General features: G+C 46.0%; 6 protein-coding genes and 1 pseudogene. 5 read left to right on the top strand and 2 right to left on the bottom strand.

Annotation, left to right across the window (positions count from 1 at the left end):
* Positions 1-88: 88 nt before the first annotated feature.
* Positions 89-151 (top strand): annotated as a pseudogene (locus QUA04_RS04305) (hypothetical protein); the annotation flags it as partial.
* Positions 131-481, top strand: a complete 351-nt coding sequence (locus QUA04_RS04300) for a hypothetical protein (protein ID WP_333254087.1) — start codon at positions 131-133, stop codon at positions 479-481. The pseudogene QUA04_RS04305 and the gene QUA04_RS04300, both read left to right, overlap by 21 nt.
* Before the next feature lie 91 nt (positions 482-572).
* Here QUA04_RS04300 and QUA04_RS04295 read toward each other — a convergent pair whose 3' ends face one another.
* Positions 573-4,529: a PAS domain S-box protein gene (locus QUA04_RS04295; protein WP_333254085.1), complete on the bottom strand. Its 3,957-nt coding sequence runs from the start codon at positions 4,527-4,529 to the stop codon at positions 573-575.
* Between the two features lie 296 nt (positions 4,530-4,825).
* On the opposite strand from QUA04_RS04295, the gene QUA04_RS04290 reads away from it, so the two are divergent.
* On the top strand, positions 4,826-6,016 hold the full coding sequence (locus QUA04_RS04290; protein ID WP_333254083.1) for an anion transporter: 1,191 nt from the start codon (positions 4,826-4,828) through the stop codon (positions 6,014-6,016).
* 180 nt (positions 6,017-6,196) lie between these two features.
* Here the strand turns inward: QUA04_RS04290 and QUA04_RS04285 are convergent, their stop codons facing one another.
* Positions 6,197-9,889, bottom strand: coding sequence for an alpha-mannosidase (locus tag QUA04_RS04285; protein WP_333254081.1), 3,693 nt, complete (start codon positions 9,887-9,889; stop codon positions 6,197-6,199).
* Positions 9,890-10,071: 182 nt separating this feature from the next.
* Between QUA04_RS04285 and QUA04_RS04280 the strand changes: the two genes are divergently transcribed.
* Both QUA04_RS04280 and QUA04_RS04275 read left to right on the top strand, forming a co-directional pair.
* Positions 10,072-12,057, top strand: a complete 1,986-nt coding sequence (locus QUA04_RS04280) for a hypothetical protein (RefSeq protein ID WP_333254079.1) — start codon at positions 10,072-10,074, stop codon at positions 12,055-12,057.
* A 78-nt stretch (positions 12,058-12,135) separates the two neighbouring features.
* Entirely contained in the window at positions 12,136-12,252 is a 117-nt protein-coding gene (locus QUA04_RS04275; RefSeq protein WP_039887172.1) for a photosystem II reaction center protein I, read from the top strand.
* Positions 12,253-12,405: the final 153 nt, after the last annotated feature.

Genomic DNA, 12,405 nt, shown 5'->3' with positions numbered 1-12,405 from the left:
ACTTCTTTGAACACAACTTGATATTTTTTATTATATCATATTAGTTGTTTGTGTAATTAATTTTGTTTGACTACTTACTGTCTGCGGAAGTGCTGGCAATGATTTCTTAAGTGGGAATCAAAGTAGCGATTTGCTGGATGGCTGCGAGGGAAATGACACTATTTTTGGCGGGGCTGGCAGTGACACTCTCACTGGCGGTTTTGGCGATGATATTTTAATCTCCGGTTTGGGGGATGATAGTCTAATTGGAGGCATAGGAAATGACACGTTTGTGTTAGAAAATAACGGCGAATTTGATGTTATTTCTGATTTCACACAAGGGCTGGATGTGCTACAATATAAAGGCGGAACAATTGGAAATTTGGCAATAAGTCAAATTCCAGAAGGCACTTTAATTAGTAAAGCAAGTGGGGAACGGTTGGTTCTGTTGGTAGGGGTGGAAGCTAGTACGATCGCACTTAGCGATATCACTTTACTTTAGTTATTGGTTATTGGTTGGTTATGAGTTAGGAAAAACAAACTACTCATAACCAACAAATCACAAGTAACAAATAACCAATAACCAATAACAACTAATCACTAATAGCCACTCGATCGCGCCCGCCAGACTTAGCTCGATACAGTGCCTTATCCGCAGCTTCAATCAACATTTTCGGGGAGTTTTGACTTCCCGAAACGCCCGCAACTCCCAAGCTGAGAGTCACACAATCACTGACAACAGACTTGATGTGAGGAATTGCCAGGGCTTTGACGCGGCTGCGGATTCCCTCCGCAACCGCCTGTGCAGCCATGACATCCGTATTTGGCAAAATTACCGCAAATTCCTCGCCGCCGTACCTAGCAGCCAAATAAAGGCGTTCTGCGGGTGCGTTTGTGCAAGCATCCCCGATCGCCCGCGCCACTTGCTGCAAACAAGCATCCCCGGCTTGGTGGCCGTAATTGTCGTTGTAAAGTTTAAAACAGTCAATGTCGCACAGAATCAAAGATAGCGGTTCCAAAGAGCTCGACTGCTCCCATTCTCGGTTGATCACCTCGTCAAAACGGCGGCGGTTAGCTAGTTGAGTCAGACTGTCCAAATTCGCCAACCCGTCCAACCGTTGGTTGGCAGCAGCTAGCTGCTGGTAAAGTAAAGATTGTTCGATCGCGATCGCCACTTGAGTACCCAACTGACTCAGCAAATCCACATCAAACTGCTGCCACTGGCGGGGTCCCGAACAGTGGTGGGCAATCAGCAAACCCCACAACTTCGGCACTTGACAAGAACCGTTACCTTCCCTAGGTTCTATTCCCTGCTGGACAATCGGCACTACCAAATTTGCCTTCACCTGACACGCCTCCAAAAAATTAAGGTGACACTCGCTCAAATTAGAAGCATGAACATCCTCGATGGCGCGAATGCGGCCCTTTAAATACTGTCCGATGTAAGTATTGGCAAAACAGCAATCATCAATTGCCATCCCCTTCAGTGGCATCCATCCTTCTCCAACCGACTCCACCACCACATCTCCGTTCCAGTCGGGTCGGAAGCGGAAAACCAGCACGCGATCGGTTGCCAAAAACTCCCGCACTTCCGCTACTGTAGTGTTGAGAATATCTTGGATATCCAGAGAAGAACGGATGCGCGATTGAATCTGCCCGATCAGGCGTTCCCTTTCTATTTGTTGCCGCAGCGCGACTTGGGCTTGCTTACTTTTAGTAATGTCCCGACCTTCCGGCAGCAACAATACTATTTTGCCAGTTTCATCCGCGACCGGTTTGAGAGAAAAATCAACAGTTGCCGTCCGATTTACACCTTGAACTTCCACTTCATAGCGGACAAATTCACCTTTTGCCGATCGAGAAATTGCCTCCTGCAACTGTTCCTGAACTTCCTCAGAATCTCCCCACCAAGGCAACAGCCAAAACGGTTTATTTGCCACATCCCGCAGCTTAATTCCCGCGAAATCCAGAGAAGTTTGGTTAGCTTCCAGCAAAGTGCCGTCCGGTTTCAACAAGCTCACAAATTGGAAAGAAGAATCAAAAATTGCCCGAAAGCGCCTTTGAGAATCTCCCAACATTGCCGTCACTTTTTCGCGAGAGGTAATATCGCGGAAGCGCCACACCCGGCCAATAATATTTTGTCCGACTCGAATTGGCTGCGTGTAGCGCTCAAAAGTGCGGCCGTCTTTAAATTCTAGAATATCGCAACCTTCCGACTCCGCATCGCTATAAAATTCTTTAACTCTCTGCAAAAAAGCCTTCGGATCTTTAACTTGCTTAGTGAGAAACGCCAGCCGCACCGTTCTATCCATGGAGTTTCTAACTTCTTCATAAATTCCCCACATTTGAACTAACTTTTCGTTAAAACTAATCAGTTCTCCGGCGGTAGTAACGGCGAGAATGCCGTCTGCAGTTGCTTCTAACGTAGCGTGCAGCAGAGACCGCGAGCGCTCTAATTCTGCTGCGGTCAATTTGCGTTCTGTGAGGTCTCGGACTGCTTTCACCTGCACTAAACGACCTTCCCAAAATACGAATTTGCTGCGAACGTCAGCAGGAAAAGCAGTTCCATCTCGCTTGAGAAAAACAGTTTCACAGACTGTATTACTGGCTGCAGAAATCATTTGCGGCGCCTGTTTGTATGATTTGGGCGACAGTAGTTCCAGCAAGCTCATTCCCACCATTTCCGCAGGTTCGTAACCGAAAAGTTGGGCAAAATTACTGCTGACGCTCAAAATTGTGTCCCGGTCAGCCACGGCCACTGCTTCAAAATAAGCTTCGCATTCGAGCAAGCGCGCTGCTGAGTGGCTGCTGCCATTTTCGCCCGCAGAATAGCTGTTGTTAATTAACTGTTGCAATTGCGTATTTGCGGAGTACAAAGCGGTCATGGCTTGCCTGTACATAGCAGTACGTTTCTCGACTTTTTCTGCGAGGCGATCGCGATATTCTCGCAGTTCTTTTTCGACTTTAATTAAATCAGTTATATCTACTGCAAACACGATTACGCCAGCGACTTTACCTGTTTCATCGCGGTAAGGTATTTTATCTGTCCGCACCCAGCATTTTTGACCCGAAACTGTTGGTAGCAGTTCTACTTGCCCCTGTTTGGGGACGCCGGAATTGATTACTTCCAAATCTTCTAAATAATATTGCTCTGCTTCGTCTGGATAGATTTCATAAAAAGATTTACCTTCTAATTGAGCGGCAGGCAAACCTCTTGATGCAGCGGCGGCTTGATTAATTCGCAGCAGGCGACTTTCGGTATCTTTGAGCCAAATCATCGCCGGCACGGAATCAAAAATAATTTGCTGTTCTTGTTGCTGCAGGCGTAGTTCGGCTTCTGCTTGTTTTCTTTTAATTATTTCTTTTTGCAGTTTATGGTTAGCTTTTTTGAGCTCAGCCGTGCGTCTTTCTACTCTTTCTTCTAGTTGATCGTAGTATTGGGTCAGCAAGTTTTGCTGCTGTTCGTGCCGCATTGCTTCTAATTTTAACTTTTCGCTAGCTGACAAACTTGAGGATACAAAATCAGCTAATATTTGGGTAAATTCGTGTTCTTCTTCCGTCCAATCACCGTCGGAACCCTGGCGTTCGGCGCTGACTATTCCCGCCATTTGACCTGCTGCTAGCACAATCGGTACGTTTAACAAGGAAGTCGTGCCCTGATCGAGCAAATAAAGGCCCACAAGTTCTCGCGTTCTGGGGTCATTTTCTGCTGCCACAGTAGCGATCACACTTGCAGATTTTAAAGCTTGAAAATATGCCGGACAGTCGGCGGCTGTGATGATTATTTGTACGGAATGGAGTTTAGTATTTTGTTCGTAAAGGTCGATGCAGTGAAGCTGCGTTTTGTCTTCGCCGTATAGCCAAATACTCGCTCGATCGCAGTTGACAATACTGACAGCGGTTTCTGTTACTTCGCGGATGAAGTCTTCTATATTGTTGCGTTCTTTAAGTTGACTTTTGGCTAATTTGGCGATCGCTAAAGTTGGACTGCGCCAATTTCCTCTCTGCTTGGGCGAGGTGGGTGACTGCGAAGCAGCCTTAATTTCTTCACACACTAACAGTACAGCCGGCCGTTGGAAATTCGCAATTGAGCTACCATTAGTATTTTCCTCTATTTTCCAATCAACCGCCGGCATTGGACGGGCGGTTGCTTTTACCCTAATAATCCTGCCGTCTTTGCAAGTCAAGCAGCCTTCCCAACAGGCAATTTTTGGAGTTGGCGTACCGTTTTCCGGCTGGGCCAATCCGGCAAATTCTGCCTGCATTTTGCCTTGCTCTTGGCAGTAAAATATGTTAAAAATTGAATGACAAATTAATTCCTGCGATTTGTAAGCCAGGCGAGACGCGCCGAACTGATTGAGCGAAAAAACTCTTCCCAAAGCGTCTAGAACGAAGTAAATGCCCGGAAAATTCTCGTAGAGAGTTCCATACCAATCTTGTTCGACTTGTTGGCTGCACGAAAGTTTTGCTGCCGCGAACTCGCCGTTGGTGTCGATCAACTGAGAATAGTTGGTTTCTGGGTTGCTTGAATGACTTTTTTTAGCAAACACTTTTAGCTTAACTCGACTGTAATTAATTTTACTTTCTGGAATTTAACTTTTTTGTGAAACTAAATTAAACCTGTTGTTTGAAAAAAGTTACAAGTTGTAACAAAAATACGACTTGTCCAGCGTGCTGGTTTTCGCTTCCCCATGCAACCACTGTGTTTGTTTGTAGTTGGTACACGCTCTGTCGGCGATATTTCCCGCTAGTTACAATGCCAGCAGGTTTAGCTGCAATTACCCAGTCTGTAGTTTTAGCATCCTAGACAATAAAAAAAACCGACAATCAATAGTTTTAAGTATATATGATAACACTCAAATACCTAGTATTGGGCCTAACCTACTTCGGATTCGGTTTGGGATATTTGCCGGGGCTGCGGATGAACCGGGCGGCGGTTGCAATTATCGGGTCAGCTTTTGCGGTGGCTTTGGGGATACTCGACCTGAAAACTGCTTGGGAGGCGATCGACCCCAATACGATCGTTTTTTTGCTCGGAATGATGATCGTTAATTCCGCTTTGGGAGCATCGGGGTTTTTTCAACTCGCTTTGGAGTTTTTAACTCGCTTTACTCGTTCTCCTTTCGGCATTATGGTAGCCATTACTTTTGGCAGCGGCATTCTATCGGCATTTTTTCTCAACGACACTACTGCTATTTTGCTCGCCCCTTTAACACTGAGTCTGACTCGCTCTTTGTCTCTCAATCCTATCCCTTATCTCTTGGCTTTAGCTGGAGGTACTAATTTAGGTTCAGTGGCGACGGTGAGTGGGAATCCGCAAAATATTCTCGTCGGTTCTTTTTCGGGAATTAGTTATTTGGAATTTGCCGGCTCTCTCGCCCCAGTAGCTTTAATTTGTTTGCTGGTTCAAGTAGCTTGGCTGTGGTTGCTTTATCCAGAAGTGCGTTCTTGCAAATCTTTGCCGGAGGTTCCCCAAGCCCGCTATCGATTGTTCAAACCTTTACTAGCAAAAAGTTTGTGGGTGACAGCAGGACTTTTAGTAGCTTTTTTGGCGGGAGCACCTTTAGCAGAATCTGCATGGATAGCTGCCAGTATATTATTAATTAGTAGGCGCGTCAAGTCCGATCGCATTTTGCAAGGCGTTGACTGGAATTTGCTAGTAATGTTTGCGGGATTGTTTGTGGTGACTAAAGCCACTCAACAACTGGGTTTGTTGGACAATTTAACTAATTTGACTAATACACCGCTGAGTTTGTTGGGAGTAACGGTAATTCTTTCTAACTTAATTTCTAACGTACCAGCGGTGTTAGTTCTGCAATCGGTTATTGTCAAAACAGATACGTCTGCTTGGCTGTTGTTGGCGGCGGGTTCTACTCTGGCGGGTAATTTAACTTTGTTGGGTTCTGTGGCTAATTTGATTGTAGCTGAAATTGCTGCACGGAAATCAGGCGATCGGCTGACTTTTAAAGAACATTTGCGGTTCGGGCTGCCCCTGACTTTCGTTACTTTGGGAATAGCTTATTTTTGGCTGTACTAAAAGGCTATAATCATTGCCCTATCATGCTCGTACAATTAAATTTTAGCTTTGGGCTTTTACCTGTGCGAACTGGATTTGTTTTCCAGGAACCGCAGAGGGCGCAGAGGGGAGATGAGAAGAGAATAGATGAGGGGGAAAGAGGTAGGTTTACAGCCGATCGCAGATTGCGGTATAAAGTCTTTAGGTCTCTGTTTTGGGGACAATTGTAAAAGTCGCGATTTTCCAAGGCTTTATCTTAAATCCTCCTTCTTCGGGCAGCTTTTCAGACAAATTCGGAGGTCGTTCTAACAAATCTACTGGCTCTACAATTTTTAATCCCAAATCACTATTGAGTTCTAGCACAGCTTCTTTACCTTCGGATTCGCAACAGCGCAAAATCCACACGTTAGAATCTTCTTCCGATTGTTTAAACGCCATCAACACTAAATTTTCGGCGGACAAATCCAAGAACTTGCCAACTGCCGGCAGAGTCTTGTGGTCATTTTTCTCTAACTTGGGTAACACCTTTACTAGCAGCGGCAAATTCAACTCGTAGCCGCGCCGAACTGTGCTGGCCTCTTGCCAATTTCCAGCATGGGGATAGACTGCACAAGTAAATTCCGAAACTCCTACATCTGCTTGTTCATCCGGCCAAGTCGAACCCCGAAGCAAAGTCAGCCGAATTCGATTCGGTTGAAGGTCGCAACCGTATTTGCAATCGTTGAGCAAACTCACTCCAAAACCGTCATTGCTGATATCAGTCCAGCGCAAAATCGGGACTTCCCATTTGGCTTTTTCGGCGGGTGTTTGCGGCTTGGTTGTGCGATCGATCGCACCGCCGGGAATTTCGCAAGTTGCAAAATCTGCTTCTACATTTAACCCAAAGGCTGCTTTTACTAAAACGTGACTTTCTTGCCAATCTGCCACTGTCTTGATTTTCAGCAGCGGCGAACCTATTTCTACTATATAATCTTGGCAAAACTCCGATTTGCCAATTTGTCGGACTACACGCAAACTCTGCCGTATTTCTCCCTGCTCTACCCAAGCAATCTCTTTGAGTGTCGGCGCGGGTAATGGATGTTTTTGATAACTTGGATCGATGTTCCAAGCATCCCAATATTGACCGCTGTCTTGAAATGCTTGCAGTTGATTGCCGCCTGCTGCATTCAAGACTTCTCGGTTATTTACTTTATCCCAAATGCTGGATAAATCCCCGGTTTGTCCGTCTATTGTTGCCCGAATAAATTCATTTTCTAAAACCATTTGTGCGACGGCAAAAGGCGTTTCTTGACTAACTGTGTTTTTTTGTGCTATACCGTATGTAAGTTTTGATAACTCTGTCTTTTTTTCGGTTTCTCGACTCTCGGACGCATTATCCACAGTTTGAGCGTCTTCGCGACACAGCCAAAACACCTGGTAGCCAACGGCGGGGATATTATTTGCCCAAAATAACAGTGTAGAGTGCGATTGCGGTCGATCGCCCGTTTCCATCTGCGACACCAATCGCTGTCCTGAAACATCGTAAATTTGCCAAGCTGAATCAGCGGAATCGGGAAGCGGTACGGCGACAACCTCAGACCGCGACCAATTGAGAGTATTGAAAATCAAAATCGGTTGAGCGTCGGGCTGCGGAGGCGAAGGGAGAGAAATTTGAGCCGAGATTGCATCCAAAGATTTTGACAGGATTTCGCGACAAGTGCGATCGACCTCGGCAAAGGCTAGATTAGCATCTGCATAAACTTGGGCGATCGCAGAACCGGGCAAAATATCGTGAAACTGGTTAAACAAAATTTGTTTCCAAGCTGATTCTAATTCTGATTTGGGATAAACCGCACCAGTACAAATCGTGGCCAGCGAAGACAGCAACTCCGCTTGGTAGAGCAATTCTTCGCAGCGGCGGTTTTGGCGTTTTTGATCCGCGCGAGTCGTGTAGCAACCCCGGTGGAATTCTAAATAAAGTTCGTCTTTCCAAACGGGAAGAGTTTTGAGTTGTGAGATGGGAGGATTTGCATCCTTCATTGCCGACAAGTTTGAAAATTCTAGCGCCCCCAAATTCTCCTGATTGTCCGATTCGGGAACATCGCTTTCTGGCCTAGTTGTCGCAACTTCAGGCAAAAACTGACTCTCAATCAAAGACAAAAAATCAACGGCTTTCGCAAACTCCAATTTCGGGAAAAAAGGCGACATTTTCCAGCGTTTCGCCACCTCCAACATATCACGAGTCGGGCCACCGCCGTGGTCGCCCACCCCAGGCAACCAAAGAGCATCTTGCAAACCAGTTTTAACTTGCCAGTCAAAAGCATAACTTGCCATTTTCACAGATTCTATGCCTTCACCAATGGGAGGAGACATCATGCTAAATATTTTAGTACCGTCCAACCCTTCCCACCAAAACGCACCGTGGGGAAATTCCGTTGTATCGTTCCAACGCAACTTTTGCGTCACAAAATAATCAACTCCACCTTGCCGCAAAATCTGAGGTAATTGCCAACCAAAACCGAAAGTATCCGGTAGCCAAGCCACCCGCATCAATTCTCCAAATTTTTCTTTTGCGTAACGCTGTCCGTAAAAAACTTGCCGCACCATTGATTCAGCGGAAATCAAGTTTAAATCCGGTTCTACCCACATCCCCCCGACAACTTCCCAGCAACCCGCCGCCACCTGTTTTTTAATCGCAGCAAATAAATCGGGCCGATGTTCTTCCATCCAAGCATAAAGGGCCGGAGTTGAATGACAGAAAATCAAATCGGGAAACTCCGATTGCAATTTCAATACCGACTCAAAAGTTCGCTGTGCCGCTTGCCAAGTTTCCGGGACAGGCCACAGCCAAGCTAAGTCTAAATGAGCGTGACCCACCAAATAGATTTTACCTGTATATATAGATGTCTGTTCACCACTTTCTCCTATATATATAGATGTAGCATTGCTATTTTCTCCCACCTCAACAACCTCATCCCTTCTTCCTCCATCTGCGCCCTCTGTGTCCTCTGCGGTTCCCTCATCTAAATCCCCCGAAAAAGATGTCAGATCACCACTTTCTCCTATATATATAGATGTAGCGTTGCCACTTTCTCCAACCTCAACAACCTCATCTTTTCTTTCTCCCTCTGCGGTCTCTGCGTTTCCCTCATCTAAATCCCCAGAAAAAGCCCACAGATATCCCAGTAAATTGTGCCGCAAAACAGACAACAAACGATCGAACTTTTCGCGATCGGACACCGCCGACCAATCAATCAAACCCATCGCCAAATCAATCTCAGATTTCAGCGTTTCCCCCTTGACAAACATGGGGCGATTTGGTATTGTTTCAGTGGAGAGGTATTGGGAATTTACATTTTCTAAATTTTGAGTTAGCGAATTTTGCAAAATCTCTAATTCGGCAGCCACAAAACCCGGATCGAAACAAGAAGAGTCAGCAGCTTCATACAAACAAATCGATCGCACTAAAGCACCGTTATCGTGACCCGGACTTACCAACCGCAAAATTACTAAAAATTCATCTCCGGGATTTGCCGACGAACTCAACAAAACTCGATCGGCAAAATCAAATAAATCTCCCTGTCCGACTAACTCGCCGTTGACAAAAATTTGAGCATCTTCAGCCCACCAAGTCAAACCCAGCAGCAACCGCAAACCAACCACCGGATAGCCGTGCAAATTGTCAGGAATTACAAATTGCTGGCCCAAATACAAAACTTGCTTCCCCGACGGCCAAGCAATATGTCCTTTGCCGTTAAGTTCAGCAACAGGACTGTTACAAATATTTACTGAAGAGACAGCAGAGTCAGAATCGCAGTACCTCCAGCCAGACTGAACCTCCACTTGGCTGAGGCGGCGCAACTTCTCGACAGTGGCAGAAATATTGTTGCTAGCAGGTGACACAGAAGCGCTCATATTTCGCTAAAATAGGAATTGTGTATTAATCAAAAATCGGATTGAACCGCCCCGACGCAAAGGACGCGAAGAAATAAAGGTTTCAGAGGGTTTGAAGCTGCGATTAAGATCTCGCTTTGATTTTACAGCAATATTCAGCAATTCCGGCGCGAATCAAAAATCTGAATTCAATAATTAAACTTATGTCCAACGGTTACTACGGCCCATACCAAAGCCGACTATTAAATTTTATATCGAAACAGTCCCGCCAAGTCGCTGACAATTGCGATCGAACTTGGCGTCAAATTAAAGAAGCAACTCTCACCGCTACCCAAATTCTGCTTTATCCAGCTTATTTGCTGGTGCAAAGTTCCCGACTGCTAGGCCGACAGTTGCGGGAATCAAGTCAAAAAGTAGATTTACCTGAACTGCAAGAATTTGTCGGGGACGAAAATCCCGATGGGCAACAAAATTGGTATCAGGGGAAAACTTCCGACGAAACTTCGATCGCCGAAATTTTGCACCTCGCCGAAAATTTACTAAACTCGTCGCAAACCGCGAAAACTTTAGCCAGCTTCCCGCTGTTAATAAATCAGGGAAATGCTGCTAACAATTTACATCCGACAATCAATTTTAGCGGACAAACCGCAACGAATCAAACAATTGCCGTCTTAGAAAACCCGCTTGCTAAAACTCAATTAAAACCGCAAGCGAAAGTTGAGGGAATTGCCAGTTTTATCCCAGCCCGCACTTTAGTATTGGTCGGAAAAGAAAATCAGATATTAGATATTTTGACACCCGAACAGCAGGAACTGCTCGAAGGTCGCATAACTTGGGAAGTAGCAAACTGCGGGCCCGAACGACGGGAAATTACCCAAAAAGAATTAAAATTTAATCTCGGTTTGGAGTCAGCAGCCAAAAAAGCGCAGTTGCCGCCGGTACGTCGTTTTTGGGAATTGATGGCATGGCTTCAGACGAGCTCGGTTGCTCTGAAAAGAAATCAGTTTGGAGAATCAATCCTCGCAGTTAAAAAATCGATCGACCGCAATGCCATCCTAGTCCAAACAGCCCGCGCGCAGATTGAAGCAAAAACCGCACAGCAGTCGATTGCGGCATCAAATTCGATCGACCACAATACCCCAAAACTAGAAACTAATTTTAACAGCAAGTTTGATCGACCCCCTACTCCTCTCTCCTTTGTTACATTACTCGATCGCGCCGCCGTCAACATCGAGGAATTAACCCTACCGCCAGCGGCAAAAACAATCGCCGCACCCACCGCAGCCCCGGGAGTAAAAATTAATACATCCGGCACAGACGCCAATGTAGATTTGTCCGCCCGCGACATCCTGGAAAAATACGCGCGAAACATCGAAGGAATTATTTGGTCGTCAGTAGACCACCTCCTCGGCAAAGAAACAGCAGCAAGTGATAATACGGAAAAAGCAGTTGCTATTCAGTATTCTTTGAAACAACGACAAGAACAAGAAAACACGCAAAAAAGCCCAGAGGTCGATCGACCGTGGCTGAACTGGCAAGACTTATTCGGAGAAGCAGCACCGCAGCATTTAATCGACGGCAGTTCCGAACCAGAGGCAGCAGATTCCAGAGCGGTATCACAAACTAGCCCCCAAGTCAAGCAGGAAATTGCAGAATTAGGAGAATTGGCAGAAGGTCGATCGACCGCAGTCTCCATATCCCCTTACCCCGAAGCACTTCACCGCCTGCTCGGGCAGCTAAAACAGAGCTTGCTGACAAAAAGCACAAAAAGTCAACCCCAAACAGCATCTGATTTAGCAGTTACTCAAAAAAATAGCTCTGCACTCGCAGCAGAATCAACCCCAGGGCGCGCGCCGGAAACCCAAGTGCCAAAAAACACAAACCCGAACACCCGACCAAACAACCAATCCCCAGCAGCAATCACCGCGCAAACCCGCAGATACACCCCTGCAACCCCCGCAACCTCCACCGCAGCCGAACCAAAAAATCAGCACGCAGGCGTCCAACCCGAGGCCGAATACTTAGAAACAAAAGCAGAATCGATGGGATACATTAAGCACCCCCTAGAACAAGTGCTCGAATGGCTCGATCGAGTTATGCTGCGGCTAGAAAACATCGCCGAGCAACTCTGGAATTGGGCAAAAATCAACTTGCCAAAAATCCTCAAAAGCAAAGATAAATTTGACTAATCTTTAGCTTATGATAAAAAAGTTGCCGCAACAGCAGCAAATCAGCTCAGTATTATGCCATCTTTGGAGACTCCCACAGTGCTAACCCTCAAAATCGTAGTTAATGTAGTTGTTTTATTTTTTGTTTCCCTGTTCATATTTGGATTTTTGTCCAATGACCCAGCCCGGAACCCCAACCGCAGAGACATGGAATAAACAAGTTATCTCGCCTGCAGAGTAGGGGCGCGCCACCGCAGCCCCTGCAACAGCCGACAAACCCGCAAAAATTAGTCGAACAAAACTTGACCTCGCACTAGCAGCGAGGTTATCTTGTGGCGAAAGCAACTTCTGAAAGCAGCCCTATTCCGG

Source organism: Microcoleus sp. S13_C5, from assembly GCF_036700845.1.
In the GTDB taxonomy this organism is placed as follows: Bacteria; Cyanobacteriota; Cyanobacteriia; order Cyanobacteriales; family Microcoleaceae; genus Microcoleus.
Note: the sequence above shows the minus strand (reverse complement) of the source record. Positions and strands in the feature narration are given on the sequence as shown.

Excerpts from the sequence above, each read along its gene's own strand:
- QUA04_RS04285 (WP_333254081.1), bottom strand. The coding sequence starts at position 9,889 with ATGAGCGCTTCTGTGTCACCTGCTAGCAACAATATTTCTGCCACTGTC.
- QUA04_RS04290 (WP_333254083.1), top strand. The coding sequence starts at position 4,826 with ATGATAACACTCAAATACCTAGTATTGGGCCTAACCTACTTCGGATTC.
- QUA04_RS04280 (WP_333254079.1), top strand. The coding sequence starts at position 10,072 with ATGTCCAACGGTTACTACGGCCCATACCAAAGCCGACTATTAAATTTT.